The sequence below is a fragment of the Phreatobacter stygius genome, assembly GCF_005144885.1.
Lineage (GTDB): Bacteria > Pseudomonadota > Alphaproteobacteria > Rhizobiales > Phreatobacteraceae > Phreatobacter > Phreatobacter stygius.
The window spans coordinates 5,676,712-5,690,651 of sequence record NZ_CP039690.1; the positions used below are offsets into that span (position 1 = coordinate 5,676,712).

16 protein-coding genes and 1 tRNA gene are annotated in these 13,940 nt (G+C 67.3%); 14 read left to right on the top strand and 3 right to left on the bottom strand.

The window, feature by feature from the left end; all coding sequences use genetic code 11:
- Nucleotides 1-18 precede the first annotated feature (18 nt).
- Nucleotides 19-243, bottom strand: coding sequence for a ribbon-helix-helix domain-containing protein (locus tag E8M01_RS26835; RefSeq protein WP_136962952.1), 225 nt, complete (start codon nucleotides 241-243; stop codon nucleotides 19-21).
- A gap of 141 nt (nucleotides 244-384) precedes the next feature.
- Between E8M01_RS26835 and E8M01_RS26840 the strand changes: the two genes are divergently transcribed.
- The 14 genes from E8M01_RS26840 (at nucleotide 385) to E8M01_RS26905 (ending at nucleotide 12,405) form a co-directional block, all read left to right on the top strand.
- Entirely contained in the window at nucleotides 385-807 is a 423-nt protein-coding gene (locus tag E8M01_RS26840; protein WP_136962953.1) for a hypothetical protein, read from the top strand.
- Nucleotides 807-1,112, top strand: a complete 306-nt coding sequence (locus E8M01_RS26845; protein ID WP_136962954.1) for a hypothetical protein — start codon at nucleotides 807-809, stop codon at nucleotides 1,110-1,112. The genes E8M01_RS26840 and E8M01_RS26845 overlap by 1 nt, the downstream gene beginning before the upstream one ends.
- Nucleotides 1,112-1,714: a phage adaptor protein gene (locus E8M01_RS26850; protein ID WP_136962955.1), complete on the top strand. Its 603-nt coding sequence runs from the start codon at nucleotides 1,112-1,114 to the stop codon at nucleotides 1,712-1,714. The genes E8M01_RS26845 and E8M01_RS26850 overlap by 1 nt, the downstream gene beginning before the upstream one ends.
- On the top strand, nucleotides 1,711-2,364 hold the full coding sequence (locus E8M01_RS26855; RefSeq protein WP_136962956.1) for a hypothetical protein: 654 nt from the start codon (nucleotides 1,711-1,713) through the stop codon (nucleotides 2,362-2,364). Before E8M01_RS26850 ends, E8M01_RS26855 begins: the two co-directional genes overlap by 4 nt.
- Nucleotides 2,365-2,366: 2 nt before the next feature.
- Nucleotides 2,367-4,043 carry a hypothetical protein gene (locus tag E8M01_RS26860; protein ID WP_136962957.1) on the top strand — a complete coding sequence of 559 codons (1,677 nt, stop codon included), beginning with the start codon at nucleotides 2,367-2,369 and terminating at the stop codon, nucleotides 4,041-4,043.
- 32 nt (nucleotides 4,044-4,075) lie between these two features.
- Entirely contained in the window at nucleotides 4,076-4,489 is a 414-nt protein-coding gene (locus E8M01_RS26865; protein WP_136962958.1) for a GNAT family N-acetyltransferase, read from the top strand.
- Nucleotides 4,473-5,522, top strand: coding sequence for a tail fiber domain-containing protein (locus E8M01_RS26870; RefSeq protein WP_136962959.1), 1,050 nt, complete (start codon nucleotides 4,473-4,475; stop codon nucleotides 5,520-5,522). The genes E8M01_RS26865 and E8M01_RS26870 overlap by 17 nt, the downstream gene beginning before the upstream one ends.
- Nucleotides 5,515-7,065, top strand: coding sequence for a hypothetical protein (locus E8M01_RS26875; protein ID WP_136962960.1), 1,551 nt, complete (start codon nucleotides 5,515-5,517; stop codon nucleotides 7,063-7,065). Before E8M01_RS26870 ends, E8M01_RS26875 begins: the two co-directional genes overlap by 8 nt.
- Before the next feature lie 58 nt (nucleotides 7,066-7,123).
- On the top strand, nucleotides 7,124-8,089 hold the full coding sequence (locus tag E8M01_RS26880; RefSeq protein ID WP_136958885.1) for an IS481 family transposase: 966 nt from the start codon (nucleotides 7,124-7,126) through the stop codon (nucleotides 8,087-8,089).
- 146 nt (nucleotides 8,090-8,235) lie between these two features.
- A complete protein-coding gene (locus E8M01_RS26885; RefSeq protein WP_136962961.1) occupies nucleotides 8,236-9,186 on the top strand; it encodes a tail fiber protein in 951 nt (316 codons plus the stop codon).
- Nucleotides 9,187-9,195: 9 nt separating this feature from the next.
- On the top strand, nucleotides 9,196-10,650 hold the full coding sequence (locus E8M01_RS26890) for a DUF2793 domain-containing protein (RefSeq protein ID WP_136962962.1): 1,455 nt from the start codon (nucleotides 9,196-9,198) through the stop codon (nucleotides 10,648-10,650).
- 128 nt (nucleotides 10,651-10,778) lie between these two features.
- Nucleotides 10,779-11,612, top strand: a complete 834-nt coding sequence (locus E8M01_RS35350; RefSeq protein WP_215908807.1) for a glycoside hydrolase family 19 protein — start codon at nucleotides 10,779-10,781, stop codon at nucleotides 11,610-11,612.
- Nucleotides 11,609-12,157: a hypothetical protein gene (locus E8M01_RS26900; protein WP_136962963.1), complete on the top strand. Its 549-nt coding sequence runs from the start codon at nucleotides 11,609-11,611 to the stop codon at nucleotides 12,155-12,157. The genes E8M01_RS35350 and E8M01_RS26900 overlap by 4 nt, the downstream gene beginning before the upstream one ends.
- A gap of 5 nt (nucleotides 12,158-12,162) precedes the next feature.
- Nucleotides 12,163-12,405 (top strand): hypothetical protein, encoded by a 243-nt coding sequence (locus E8M01_RS26905; protein WP_136962964.1) that lies wholly within the window; start codon nucleotides 12,163-12,165, stop codon nucleotides 12,403-12,405.
- Between the two features lie 259 nt (nucleotides 12,406-12,664).
- Here the strand turns inward: E8M01_RS26905 and E8M01_RS26910 are convergent.
- Nucleotides 12,665-12,739 (bottom strand) — tRNA-Val (locus tag E8M01_RS26910).
- 145 nt (nucleotides 12,740-12,884) lie between these two features.
- A complete protein-coding gene (locus E8M01_RS26915; protein ID WP_246088448.1) occupies nucleotides 12,885-13,925 on the bottom strand; it encodes an amino acid ABC transporter substrate-binding protein in 1,041 nt (346 codons plus the stop codon).
- Nucleotides 13,926-13,940 lie beyond the last annotated feature (15 nt).

Sequence of the window (13,940 nt, forward strand, 5' to 3'; positions counted from 1 at the left end):
TCCCCGCGCCGCTGCCCCTCAGTCGGTTTCGGGTGCCAGCAAGCCCTTGTCCTGCGCCCAGTCGCGAAAGGCCAGGCGCAGCGCCTCGGCGCGCGAAATGCCGGGCCGGTCTTCCGCGATGAAGCGGTCGAGAGCCTCGATCAGGGCGGGATCCAGCTCGGCCGCGACGCGGATGGTTTCTCCGGCCGGAGACTTCAGGCCTTTCGGTTTCGGCGCATTCGGGTGACCCGTCACTCTCGTCATCACACCTCCGGCCCAGTCGGGTCCAAGATCCGGGCAAGCCGCCCGTTCGCCGGCGCCTTCAGACAGGGGGCCGGCGACTTCGCATTGCTCCGCGCATGCCGCGGACAGACGCCCGCCTCCATCCCACAGCGGAAGCTTATCATGACGCGCGACCAGATAGCAGGCGCCGACGAAGCCGTGCTTCGCCGGGCGATCAGGACCCGTACCGGCCGGGCGCCGGTCGGGCGCCGCACCCTCGAGGGGCTGCGTGTGCTTGCGGCCCGCGCCTATGGCGTGCCGCTCGACGAACCGTCCGTGGGCGGTCCGGCGGATGATCCACGGGCGGCCGCGGCAGGGGCGGGGCAAGGCAGTGGCGGCGCCGAGGCGCCGATCCTTGCCCCGCCCGAGACCGGCCCGATGGCTCTGCCGGCCGGCACCAGGTCGATCTCGGAACAGATCCAGGTGCGCATCCTGCGCGATTACTGGCCGCGCGCCGGTGGCCGTCTCGTCGCCGGCTGCCTGACCCGCCTATCCGAGGCCGAGGCCAAGCCGCTCGTCCGCGACGGCGTGGTGGAGTGGATCTGATGGGCAACCGCGTGCTGGTCCACCACGATCCGGTCAGGCGCATCTCGACCTTCCACGAGGACATGGGCGACGGCACGGTGCTGCAGACCCGCGAGCAGGATGTCGAGGCGGTGCTGGCCGAGGTGAAAATGTTCCGCGAGGCCAATGAGGGCCAGGGCTGGGGCCATGGCCAGGTGGTTGCCGCCATCCCCGACACGCTGTTTCACAAGCATTTCCGCCAGCCCTTGATGCAGCGCGATCGCAAGGCGATCCGCGCGCTGCTGGAGGGCGAGTTTTCCGCCTTCAAGACGCGGGACAAGCTCTGATGGCCGCCTTTGCCGATTATTCCGAACTGGTCATTGCGGCCGGCGAATATCTCAACCGCGCCGACCTGGTCGATGTCATGCCGCGTTTCGTGGCCATGGCCGAGGCCAAGATCAACCGGCGGCTGCGTGACCGGCGCATGCTGGCGGATGTCACGCTGACGCCGGATGAAACCGGGACATGCAGCCTGCCGGCCGACTTCCTCGAGGTCGAGCGGGTGGAGGCGCAGACCGCGCCGCCGCGCCTGGTCGCGGCCGCCGCCGGCCGCTACGCCGCGGGCTTTTCCCAGCCCGGCGGTCCGTCGGTCTATACCATAACCGGGACCGCCCTGACCTTGCGGCCGGCGAGCGCCACGCCGGTCGTGCTCAGCTATTTCCAGGCGCTGCCGGCGCTGGAAACCGCGCTGACCAACTGGCTGATCCAAGCCTATCCGGACATCTATCTCTACGCCGTGGTGTTCGAGGCGGCGACCTATGCCCGCGACGCGGCCTCCGCCGGCGCGGCGGCCCAGCTGTTCGGCGACGCGCTGGAGGCGGCCGACGTCGATAACCGGCGCGCGCGCTGGTCCAATGTCGGCTTTCGCAGCCTGGAGGCGACACCATGAGCCTTCTGACCCTGTGCCAGAATGCCGCGACGCTGATGAACCTGCCCTCGGTCACCGCGGTGATCACGGCGGCTGGCCGCACGCCGCAGGAGTTCCAGGTCCTGGCGATCCAGACCGGCCAGGAACTGCTGCGCCGGCACGACTGGGGCGGGCTCATTCGCACCGCCGTGCTGGGCGCGACGCCTGCCGTGGTGCCGGGGGATTTCGAGCGGCTGACCCAGGGCTCGCCGGTCAGGCTCGGCACCCAGCCGATCCGCGGCGCCTTGTCGGATGCCGAAATGAACCTGAAGCGCGGCGCGCTGCCGACCTCGCCGCCGCGCTTCATGCTGCGCGGGCGCGAGCTGGAGGTGGCGCCGCCGCCGGCGAGCCCGGTGACGCTCGAATATGTCTCGGCCTATTGGATCAGGTCGGCCGATGCGACGCCGGTGTTCCGCGCGGCCTTCGTCGCCGACACCGACATGTCGGTGATCCCCGAGGACATCATCCTGCAGGGCCTGGTCTGGCGCTGGAAGCGGCAGAAGGGCCTTGCCTATCAGGACGAGCTCGACCAGTTCGAACAGGCGGTGGACTACCGCGCCCGCGCCGACCGGGCGCTGCGCCTGCCGGCCGAACAGGCAAGCTCGGTGGCCAACCCCGCCAAGGTGACCTGACCATGCCGAGCAAAGCGCGCCTGCGTGACCGCACCGTCCAGCAACAGCCGGCGCGCTCGAAAGTCGTGCCGCTGCTGGCGCCGACCAAGGGCTGGTCGTCGGAACAGAACCTGGCGGCGATGGAGCCGGACACCGCGCCGGTGCTGCAGAACTGGTATCCGGAGCCGGATGGCATCAGTCCGCGGCCGGGTTATGTGGTGCAGGCGACGGGTCTTGGCGCACCGGGTCCGGGTGCCGGCGCGGTCAACACGCTGATGAGTTTTGTCTCCGGCAGCGCCAGGCGTCTGTTCGCCGCGCGCGGTGGCAATATCTACCGCTGCGACGTGGCGGGGCCTGTCGGCGCGCCGGTCTGGACCGGCGCCGGCAACGACCAGTGGCAGTGGACCAATTTCGCGACCGCGGGCGGACAGTTCATTTCGGCGGTCAATGGCGCCGATACCCCTGTCCTGTTCAACGGCACCAGTTTCGGCACCAGCCCGGCGATCACCGGGGTGACCGGCGGTGCGCTCGTCAACGTGTTCTCGTCGCAATCCAGGCTCTGGTACTGCCAGGTCAATTCGGCCGATGTCTGGTATCTCGCCGCGGCGGCGGTCGGTGGCGCCGCGACGCTCTTGCCGCTGGGGGCGCTCCTGGTGAAGGGCGGGGCTATCGTTGCCGGTGGCAGCTGGGCGACCGATTCAGGTTCCGGCATGAGCGACCTGACCGTGTTCGTGTCATCGGAGGGCGAGGTGCTGATCTTCTCCGGCACCGATCCGGCGAGCGCCGCCACCTGGCAGTTGAAGGGCCGCTACCAGATCGGCAAGCCGCTCGGGTTTCGCAGCCTGGTCAAATTCGGCGGCGACCTGGCGATCCTGACCCAGGACGGCCTGATGTCGCTCGGCGCGGTCATGCGGCTCGACCGCACCGCGGCCCAGCAGGGCGCGCTCACCCGCAATATCCGCCAGGCCTATGCGGCGGCCGTCAAGGACGATGCCGCAAGCTTCGGCTGGCAGACCATCGGCTTTGCCCGCGGCAACAAGATTTTCGTCAATGTGCCGCATGCGGCGACCGGGGTGACCAGGCAATTCGTGATGAACACATTGCACGGGGCCTGGTGCGAATATCGCGGCATCCAGGCGGCCTGTTTCGTCGAGCATGACGACAAGCTCTATTTCGGCGGCGCCAACGGCACGGTCTATGAAGCCGAGCGCGGCAGCATCGACGACACCATGGTGATCCGGTGCAACGGCCTTTCGGCCTTCACCGATCTCGGCGACCCCAACAGCTACAAGATTGCCAGCGTGCTGCGCGCCACCTATCGCGGCCGGCCGGATATCCGACCCTATCTGGCGGTCGCCGCCGACTACGATCTCGCGCCGACCTTCGAGGAATACGAGCTGGAGAATGCCATTGGCGTCTTCGGCACCTGGGGCGTTTCGAAATGGGGCCAGTCGACCTGGGGCCGCGGCTCCGGCATCGGCCTGTCCTCGGGCAGCCTGGCCTGGAGCCAGGGCCAATGGAACCAGCGGGTCTGGGGCGGGGCGGTGACGGTGAGCGACTACACCCAATCGGTATTCGGGGCGGGCAGGGCGCTGGCCCCGGCGTTCCGGCTCAATATCTATGACGGCTCGCCGGCGCTGGAGGCGAATTTCAAGCTGCTGCGCTTCGATGTCAGCGTCGAGGCCGGCGCGACGTTGTGACGACGCGACGACGCCATGACTTGGACGACGCCATGACTTGGACGATCGAGACTGGTGAGCCGGCTGTCCAGTGGGTGGCCGGCCGGCTCGGCGTGGCCTTTCCCCAAGGCGCCACGGCGCTGGCGCTGGCGCGGGACGGCGAGCTGGTCGGCGGCGCGGTGTTCTGCGGTTTCACCGGCCGCGACATCGAGGTGTCGGTGGCGGCCTGCCGGACATTGGCCTGGCCGCGCGCCTTCCTGGTCCGGGTTGGGACCTATGCCTTCGGCGAACTCGGCTGCGCCCGCATGACCATGCTGACAAGCACCTCGAACCGCGCCGTCATCCGCATTGCGCCGCGGCTCGGCGCGGTCCGTGAGGGGCGCAAACGCAACTATTACGACGACGGCGCCGATGCGCTGGTCTTCGGAATCTTGAGAGAGGACTGGCCCGATGGTTTCAACGCCTAGCCCGCCGACCCCGCCGGATCCGAAGGAGACCGCGGCGGCCCAGACCCAGATGAACCGGGAAACCGCGATCACCCAATATGGGCTGAACGCCGCCAACCAGGTCACGCCCGATGGATCGCTGAGCTACAGGCAGATCGGCACCTGGGCCGACGGCACGCCGCGCTACGAGGCGACCCAGGCGCTCTCCGGTGCCAACCAGAAGATCTACGACACCACCAAGCGGACCCAGCAGAACGTCGCCGATATCGGAGCGACCCAGTCGGCCAAGATCGGCAGCCTCCTGAACACACCGTTCTCGGCCGACAACAACGCGATCGAAGGCCGGCTCAACCAGCTGGCGCGCGCCCGCCTCGACCCCCTGCAGGCACAGCAGGAAGACGCCTTGCGCACCCGGCTGGCCAATCAGGGCATTCAGCCGGGGTCCGCCGCGTTCGAGGCTGAAATGCGCGGCTTCAACCAGTCGAAGAACGACGCCAACAATCAGCTTCTGCTGACCGGCCGCAATCAGGCGTTTCAGGAACTGCTCACCGAGCGAAACCAGCCGCTGAACGAAATTTCGGCTCTGATGTCCGGCAGCCAAGTGAAGCAGCCGAGCTTTGTCGGCACGCCGCAGTCGAACGTCGCCAACACCGACTATGCCGGCATGGTCAATGCCAAGCACCAGTCGGACATGGCGGCCTGGAACGCCCAGAACCAGTCCAACAACGCCATGATGGGCGGGCTGTTCGGCCTGGCCGGCGCCGGGCTTGGCCTGTTCAAGCCGTCCGACCGGCGTTTGAAGCGCGACGTCGCCCGCGTCGGCGAGCTCGACAACGGCCTCACCGTCTATCGTTACCGCTACCAGGACGGCGGCCCGCCGGAGATCGGCCTGATGGCCGAGGACGTGCGGAAACTCAACCCCGAAGCCGTCGCCACCATGGAAAACGGCCTGATGGCGGTCGACTACCAGAGTGCCACCAGGCCGGCGCCGGTGAAGCGGGCGGCTCGACGTGCCGGCAAGCGCAATCCCATCAAGGAGCAGGATCATGGTTGAACGTTTCATCCGCGACAGCAATTCCCGGACAACCGAAGGCGCCAAGGCCAAGCGGCGGGCGCTGGCCGAGCTCCTGATGCGCAACGGCATGAGCACACAGCCGGTCGGCCATTGGATGCAGGGCCTCGCCCGGCTTGCGCAAGGTGCCGTTGGCCTGCGCGACCTGTACCGCGATGCGGCCGCGCGGCCTGACGGTCGCGATCCGTCGCCTTACCTCCAGAATGCGGCGATGACGTCGGCTCCGGGCGGGCCGGTGGGATCGCCTCTGCTGCTGACCGGCGCGAGCCCGGCCGAGGCGCCGGGCGCGCCGGCTTACGCGCCGGTGCCACGGCAGCGGCCGGCGGAATTGGATCGCATGCAGTCGGCCGGTCCCGGTGACATGATGAACATGCAGGAGGTCAACCCGGCGGCGAACGCCACATCCGCGCGGCGGCGCGGGGGGACGTCATCTGCCTCGAACATCGGCGATCCGGTGGCCTCCGATATGCCGCCACATCAGCGCGCGCTTCTGAATGCCATCGCCGGCGGCGAAAGTGCCGGTCGTTACAATGTTCGTTATACGCCACGTGGCGGCGCAACGTTCGATGGGTACGATCAGCATCCCAGCATCTTCGAGGTCCGCCCAGATGGCCGCCGCTCTTCGGCAGCCGGTCGGTATCAGTTCACGCGCACGACATGGAATGGCTTGGGCGGAGGCGACTTTTCTCCAGCCAATCAGGACCGACGCGCCTGGCTGTTGGCGACGCAGGACTATCGAAGCCGCACCGGTCGCAACCTTGATACCGATCTCCAGCAAGGCGGGCTCACGCCGGAGATCGTCAGTGCGTTGGCCCCTACCTGGGAGGCCTTTGGCTCTAGTGCTCGTCGCCATATTTCGACCTACAACGATAGTCTCTCGCGATATCGTCAGTCCGCGACGGCGACCGACGCGGCGGCAAGTGACCTCCCGTCCCAGAGGGAACAGCAGCAGGCAGCAGCAGGTTGGACCGCTGCACCTCTGCCGCAGCCTCGCCCGGACGGCGCTCCGCCGCGCACCCTATCCGACCTGACCGCTCCCAATATCGATGCCGCATTCGCCGATACTCAGCGCATGCAACGGCGCCCCGTGTTCGAGCAGATCCAGCGCGGAGAGATGTGGCGCTATCCATGGCAGCCCGAGACGGCGCGGCAGCAAGGCGCCGCGCCGGCGCCGATGCAAACGGGTCCGCGGCCTGGCGATGTCCCGGGTTCCGATACCGGCGCGTCCTATGAGGACGTCGAGCGCATGCGCGGCCGGCCGGCTTTCGGCACCTTCCCGCTGGCGGACGCCTGGAGCGGTCTGCAAGGCCAGATGGGACAGCCGGGATCCTGGTCGCCGCAGGTGGCGCCGCCGGCCCCCCAGGAGGCTGTCGGCCCGCCGCTTGATCTGCTGCCGCAATATCCGGCGCCAGGACCGGGCCGACCCGGCGCCTATGACGGGCAATGGCAGGAGCAGCCCCGTCCGACGCCCGACGAGGAGATGGAGATGCGGCGGCGTGGACTGTCGCCTTATGACCTCTACTAAAGTGTTTGATCCCGGGCTTTGATGGTGCAATCTCGATGCAGGAATCGAGGGACGCGCTATGGGCCAGGTTCTCCACGGGAGCGCCACGACGACTGAGGCGGTCCGTCGAGCGATACAACATAGTCAAGAGAGCCTGAGGGCTCTGTCTAAGCGCTACGGGATTAACCAGAAGACGGTCGCGAAGTGGAAGAAGCGGACCTCGGTGACCGATGTGCCGACCGGGCCGAAGAACCCGACTTCGACAGTGCTGACGATTGAGGAAGAGGCCGTGATCGTCGCCTTCCGGAAGCATACTTTGCTGCCGCTCGACGACTGCCTCTATGCGCTACAGCCGACGATCCCGACGCTGACGCGGTCATCCCTGCACCGCTGCCTGCAGCGTCACGGGATCAGCCGCCTGCCCGAGGTCGAAGGCGAGAAGCCGGCGAAGACGAAGTTCAAATCCTATCCGATCGGCTTCTTCCACATCGATATCGCCGAGGTGCAGACCGCTGAGGGCAAGCTGTACCTCTATGTCGCCATCGATCGCACGAGCAAATTCGCCGTCGTACAGATCGTCAGGAAGACGGGGCGGACCTCCGCGTCAGCCTTCCTCTCGGCCTTGATCGAGGCCGTCCCCTACAAGATCCATACCGTTCTCACCGACAACGGCATCCAGTTCACCTTCCCGCCACGGTATGCCGATGGTCCGACGGCGCGCTACGTGACGCACATGTTCGGCATGCGCTGCCAGGAGAACGGCATCGAGCACCGCCTCACCAAGGTGAAGCACCCTTGGACGAACGGCCAGGTCGAGCGCATGAACCGCACCATCAAAGAAGCCACCGTCAAGCGTTACCACTACGACAGCCACCGGCAGTTCGAAGCGCATCTCGCCGACTTCGTCAGCGCCTACAATTTCGGGCGGAGGCTGAAGACCCTCAAGGGCCTCACACCCTACGAATTCATCTGCAAACTCTGGACAACAGAGCCTCAACGATTCAGGCTCGATCCACTCCATCAAATGCCGGGACTAAACACTTAGAATGGCCTTGCCCGGCCGCAGCGACTGATCGGCGCCGGTGACCGCGGGGTCACGGCGGATGGGACGTCGCGGAGACCTCTCAGCCCCAAAGCAAATCCCATTCGGCCCTGCCTCTCTGGCGGGGCCTTTTCTTTTGGAGAAGCGTCATGCCCCGCAACGGATCCGGCATCTATTCGCCCCCGCCGGGCACCACGGTCGCGCCGAATACGCTGGCCGATGCCACCGCCATGGAGACGCGGCTGTCGGATCTCGGCGCCGAGATTTCAGCCTCCATGCCGATCAACGGGGTCAGGCCGATGACCGGGCCGCTGCTGGTGGTTCCCGGTTCCGCCGCGGCGCCGGGCGCGGCCTTTGCCGGCGACGTCTCAAGCGGCATCGCGACGGTGTCCGGTCGCACGGCACTGGTCAAAGGCGGCGTGGCGGGGATTTCGGCCTCGGCGACGGACGTGCAGTCGTTCCTGCCGATGATCGTCCCCGATCTCACGGTGACCGGCACTCTCAACAGCCCAGGCGCATTCCAGCCCGGAATGATGATCGACTATGCCGGCGCTACGCCGCCGACTGGATGGCTGTTCGCAGCCGGGCAAGTCCTACTTCGCGCGACCTATCCGGCGCTGTTCGCAGCGATCGGTGTGCTGCACAACACTGGCGGCGAGCTCGGCACGGAATTCCGCCTGCCAGACAGCCGCGGCAGCATCACGGCCGCGCCGGATAACATGGGCGGAAACAACGCCAATCGCATGACCGCTGCGGGCGCCGCCGCCACAACAGTCGGGGGCAGGTTTGGCGCCGCTACCCACCAACTGACCGGAGCCGAGACCGGACCGCACGTCCATATCGGTTCCACTGACGGCGCCCCGCCGTTCACGCCGACCTATACGCTCACTCGGGCTCTGGATTTTGCGGCGCCTGGCAGCCCCGAATTCAGGATCGGCCGCGGGCAGCCTGTCGATTCCTCGGCGTTGCCGACACGGACCGGCGCGATCGATCCGATCCCATACCCGTCCCAGACGTTCACGACGGCCTCGGCCGGGTCAGGGTTCGCGCACAACAACGTGCAGCCAACGCTGTTCATCCCGAAAATCATCAAGACCTGAGGTCGCGCCATGCCGGTTTCCGTCGGTCCCGCTGGTCGCTCCTACGCGATCGTCTCGAACAGCTTCACCAATGCCGCCTCAGGCACGGTCATTTCGCCATCTGACGGCAATGCCGCGCACACCGACCTTGCTACCGGCATCAACACCGCGCTGACCTATGCGCCGATTGACGGTCAGCGGCGGATGATGGGCATCCAAGCCCACACCGCGACGCCACCCGGGTCCCCTGCCGACGGCCAGGTCTGGCTCGTTGCGACGGGTGGAACCGGTGTCTTTGCCGGCAAGGATAAGAAATATGCCGCCTTCGCCGCCGCATCCTGGACGTTCTTTGATCCGTTGCCCGGCGATAAGGCGATCGTGGTCAGCACGCGGCAGAGTTTTCTCTACGATGCCGCCGGTGTTTGGCAACCCGGCAATGCGCTGGCCGGGGCAAACAGCGACATCACATCGCTTGCAGGCCTGACAACAGCTCTATCGGTCGGCCAGGGCGGCACCGGGGGGAACACCCAGGCAACTGCGCGCACTGGGCTAGGCGCCGCAGCGTCGGGCGCCAATGGCGACATCACGGCACTCGGCGGCCTGACGACGGCGTTGTCGATTGCCCAGGGCGGCACAGGCGCAACCACGGCCGCCGGCATCCGCACGGCCCTGAGCTTGCCCGCTGCCACAACCGTAGGCCTGCTCGCTCGCTACACCGGTACGGCTGGCCAGCAGGGCCAGTCGCAAATATCGGAGGACGGCTCCGGCAATGTCGGCGTTGTCACCGCGGCGCCTGATGGGCGGTTCACCGTAAATGCCGGGTCGGCAGCTCTCACATCGCTTAGCGTACTCAACCCGACGGGGTTCCAGCTCGCCACATATCACTACCTGACCACCGGCGGCGCTTCCGTCGTCCGGCGGCCGCTGTCTGGCGTGCTCCATAAGGTCGGAAGTAATGATTTTTCGAACTATCAGGGAACATATACGATCCAGACGACCGTTCCCGGCGGCGCAATGGCCGATCGGCTCTCCATCGATCCCAGCGGTCACATCACACCAGGCGCCGATAACACCCAAAATTTCGGTTCAGCATCGTTCCGGCTCAAAGAACTGTTCGCCGGCACGAGTATTATCAATACCTCGGACGCCGCGGAAAAGAAGGCGCTCGGACCAGCCGATGACGACCTTCTTCGCGCCGCGCTCGACACCGAAATGGTCGCGTATCAGTGGTTGGCCGCGATCGAGCTGAAGGGCGAAGACGCTGCGCGCATACATTTCGGCCCGACGGCGCAAGGTTTCCGTGATGCGTGCCTCGCGCGCGGCGTCGATCCGACCCGCATCGCCGCCTATTGCGAGGACGAGGTGACCGAGGACGGCACCACGTTCATCCGACACGGTCTGCGCCTCGATCAATTCGACCGCCTGCTCAACCACGCCCGCTGGCTCGTCTATCGCGGCGAGCTGGCTTACGCACCGCCGGCCTGACCTGATCCACCCATGACAATCAACCTTGCCGACCTCGCCGTGACCGCGGCGGGGCTTTTCGTGTTGGTCGCGCTGCTGGTCTTCGCGGTCGACACGTCCCGACAAATCCACAACCGAGAGACCAAGCCATGACGATCACGGTGACCGCCGCGACGTTGCGCCGGATCGCGCCGGATGCGCGGTCGGACATCATCCTCCATCTCGCGCCGGCTTTGACCGCCGGCTTTCCCGCCGGCGGCATCACGTCGCCGGCACGCGCCGCGCATTTCCTGGCCCAGGCGGCCCATGAGACCGACGGTTTCCGCACCCTGGTCGAATATGGCGACGCGGCCTATTTCCGGCGTTATGACGGCCGGCGCGACCTCGGCAATGTCCAGGCCGGCGACGGCGCGCGCTATCGTGGCCGCGGCATCTTCCAGCTCACCGGCCGGGCGAATTACCGCAGCTTCGGCGCGAAGATCGGCGTCAACCTGGAGGGCTTGCCGGAGGCGGCGGCGCTGCCGGCCAATTCGACGGCGACCGCGCTGGCCTATTGGAACGACCGGGCTTTGAGCGCCCATGCCGACCGCGACGACCTGCGCTGCATCACCCGGCGGATCAATGGCGGTTTCAACGGCCTGGCCGATCGTGAGGCCAGGCTGATCCGCGCCAAGGCGGCGCTATCAGGCCAGCCGGCGAGCGCGGCGGTCAACGAGATCACCACCCGCGCGACGCAGGGCAAGCGCGCGGCCACCCGGGCGGCCGCCGGGGCAGGGGGCGCGGCAACCGCCGGCACGGCCGGCACGGCCACGACCGTCGCGCCGAAAGCCGAGACATCGGCCGATGGCTCGCCCATCGCGGCCGGCATCGTCCTCGCCCTGGTCTTCGGCGGGGCCTTCGTTGTCCTCGCCGGGCGGGCCTGGTCGAAAGGCCGGCAGGCCCGGGCGTTCAGGGCCAATGCAGCACAGGGGGCGGGGGCATGAGCGCTTTCGACGACATCGCGCGAAAGATCGCCGCCGCCGGCGCACCGGTCATTGGCGGCTTCATCGGCACCGCCATTGGCGGCCCGGCCGGCGCCATTGCCGGGTCGCTCGCCGGCAAGGCGCTCGAGGCGGTGGCCGAAAGCCTCGGCACGGATGCCACGCCGGAAGCCGTCGGCATGGCCATCGACAGGGATCCGGGCGCGGCCGCCAAGCTCGCCGCGACGGAAGCCCGCGCCGGCGAGATCGTGAAGGTCTGGCAGGCCGAGGCGCAGCGGGCGAGTGATGCTCAGGCCGCCGAGATCGCCCGGGGCTTCACCGCCTGGCAGGCCATGCGCATCGCCATCCAGGTGATCGTCTGGGGCGGCTGGTCGGTGATCGGGCTCACCGGCATCTTCGGCGGCAATTGGGGCGTCAGGCCGCTGGTGCCCTTGACCGAACTGATCGGCGCCTGGGGCACCGTCACCACGGTCTGGCTGATCGTCTTCCACGGCGGCCATACCGTGAAGGAGGTCCTGCCGGCGCTGAAATTCGGCAAGGCCCGATGAGGCCGGTGCGGATCAACCCGGAGATCAACATCTGGTCGATCCTGGCGACGCTCTGCATGGTCGGCGCGGCCGGGCTGTGGCTGCAGGCCGACGTCCGCGACCTGAAGGCCGAGGACGTCAGGATCATCGAGCGGGTCAAACGCATCGAGGACCGAACCGAGCGCGACCGTGACACCATCGCCACCATCCAGGGCGATATCCGGGTGATCAGGCAGATCCTGGAGGGCAACCGGCCCCGCCCGCCGTGACAGCATCAGTGCAGTGCATGCCGTTTCCTCCCCTGACCTGGCGCCGCGTGTCCTTCCGGATGCGCGGCGCCTTTTTCTCCTGGAGAAAGAACGGCGCCGACCAGCCAAGTGTCATGCGGAAGCGGATCGAACGCAGCAAATTGCCGAATCCGTTGCCACCAGGGCTCTGGCAGGAGCTCGGCTGGGCGAGGAATGAGTGCTGCCGGTTCGCCACGGTCGCCCGAGACGTGCCGCAAACCGATATGTTTCAGGATTGGAATGGTGGGCGCGACAGGGATTGAACCTGTGACCCCTCCCGTGTGAAGGGAGTGCTCTCCCGCTGAGCTACGCGCCCCACCGTGGGGAGCCGCGTTCCTAGCGGCTCCCGGGCCGGGGTGTCAAGAATGCAGCGGCGGCGGAAGCGACTTATCCGCACCGCGGCCTTGGTGCCGGGCAGGGTGGGGCGGCGGTCCGATCCGCACCGCCACCCCGCCGCGGCCCTAGCGGATCGGGTAGGGATATTGCTGGCCGCCTTTCGACCAGAGCGCGTTCAGGCCGCGCGGCAGGCCGAGGCGGGAGCCCGCGCCGACATTGCGCTCGAAGGCTTCGCCGTAATTGCCGATATGGCGAATGATCCGGTAGGCCCAGTCATTGCCGAGCCCCATGCCCTCGCCATATTTGCCGTCGAGGCCGAGCAGGCGGCGGATTTCCGGGTTCTGCGTCGTTTTGGCGAGCTCCTCGACATTGGCGCGGGTCACGCCGAGATCTTCGGCATTCAGCATGGCGTAATGGGCCCAGCGCACGATGGCGCTGAAATTCTCGTCGCCGCGGCGGACCGCCGGTCCGAGCGGTTCGCGCGAGATCAGTTCGGGCAGGATGACGAAGTCGTTCGGATTGGCGAATTTCAGCCGCTCGGCGGCAAGCCCGGACGAGTCGGTGGTGAAGCTGTCGCAGCGGCCGGCTTCGAAAGCCTTCACGCCCTCTTCGTTGGTCTTGAAGCTGACCACCTCGTAGCGAAGGTTGTTGGCGCGGAAATAGTCGGCGAGGTTGAGCTCGGTCGTGGTGCCCTGGGTGACGCAGATGGTGGCGCCCGACAGGCCCTTGACGGTGGCGACGTTCAGCGCCCGGCGAACCATGAAGCCCTGGCCGTCGAAGAAGTTGATCACCGGCCAGGCCATGCCCATCGCCGTGTCGCGGGCCATCGTATAGGTGGCGTTGCGTGAGAGCATGTCGACATCGCCGGTCTGCACCACGATGAAGCGGGTCTGCGTCGTCGTCTGGACGAAGCGGATCTTGGTCGGGTCGTCGAAGATCGCCGCCGCCACCGCCCGGCAGAGATCGACATCGAGGCCGCGCCACTGCTGCTGGTCGTCCTGATAGCCGAAGCCGGGCAGGCCGGTATGGATGCCGCAGGTGAGATAGCCGCGCTGCTTCGCCCGCTCCAGCACATTGGCGTTCTGCGCCTCGGCAGGCCCCGCGAACAGGCCGGCGAGCCCCAGCGCCAGCGCGCCGAGACGGTATCTGATTGTCTTGCTCATCATCGGTCTTCTCCTCTG

Coding starts and splice junctions, on each gene's coding strand:
- E8M01_RS26835 (WP_136962952.1), bottom strand. CDS start 243: ATGACGAGAGTGACGGGTCACCCGAATGCGCCGAAACCGAAAGGCCTG.
- E8M01_RS26840 (WP_136962953.1), top strand. CDS start 385: ATGACGCGCGACCAGATAGCAGGCGCCGACGAAGCCGTGCTTCGCCGG.
- E8M01_RS26845 (WP_136962954.1), top strand. CDS start 807: ATGGGCAACCGCGTGCTGGTCCACCACGATCCGGTCAGGCGCATCTCG.
- E8M01_RS26850 (WP_136962955.1), top strand. CDS start 1,112: ATGGCCGCCTTTGCCGATTATTCCGAACTGGTCATTGCGGCCGGCGAA.
- E8M01_RS26855 (WP_136962956.1), top strand. CDS start 1,711: ATGAGCCTTCTGACCCTGTGCCAGAATGCCGCGACGCTGATGAACCTG.
- E8M01_RS26860 (WP_136962957.1), top strand. CDS start 2,367: ATGCCGAGCAAAGCGCGCCTGCGTGACCGCACCGTCCAGCAACAGCCG.
- E8M01_RS26865 (WP_136962958.1), top strand. CDS start 4,076: ATGACTTGGACGATCGAGACTGGTGAGCCGGCTGTCCAGTGGGTGGCC.
- E8M01_RS26870 (WP_136962959.1), top strand. CDS start 4,473: ATGGTTTCAACGCCTAGCCCGCCGACCCCGCCGGATCCGAAGGAGACC.
- E8M01_RS26875 (WP_136962960.1), top strand. CDS start 5,515: ATGGTTGAACGTTTCATCCGCGACAGCAATTCCCGGACAACCGAAGGC.
- E8M01_RS26880 (WP_136958885.1), top strand. CDS start 7,124: ATGGGCCAGGTTCTCCACGGGAGCGCCACGACGACTGAGGCGGTCCGT.
- E8M01_RS26885 (WP_136962961.1), top strand. CDS start 8,236: ATGCCCCGCAACGGATCCGGCATCTATTCGCCCCCGCCGGGCACCACG.
- E8M01_RS26890 (WP_136962962.1), top strand. CDS start 9,196: ATGCCGGTTTCCGTCGGTCCCGCTGGTCGCTCCTACGCGATCGTCTCG.
- E8M01_RS35350 (WP_215908807.1), top strand. CDS start 10,779: ATGACGATCACGGTGACCGCCGCGACGTTGCGCCGGATCGCGCCGGAT.
- E8M01_RS26900 (WP_136962963.1), top strand. CDS start 11,609: ATGAGCGCTTTCGACGACATCGCGCGAAAGATCGCCGCCGCCGGCGCA.
- E8M01_RS26915 (WP_246088448.1), bottom strand. CDS start 13,925: ATGATGAGCAAGACAATCAGATACCGTCTCGGCGCGCTGGCGCTGGGG.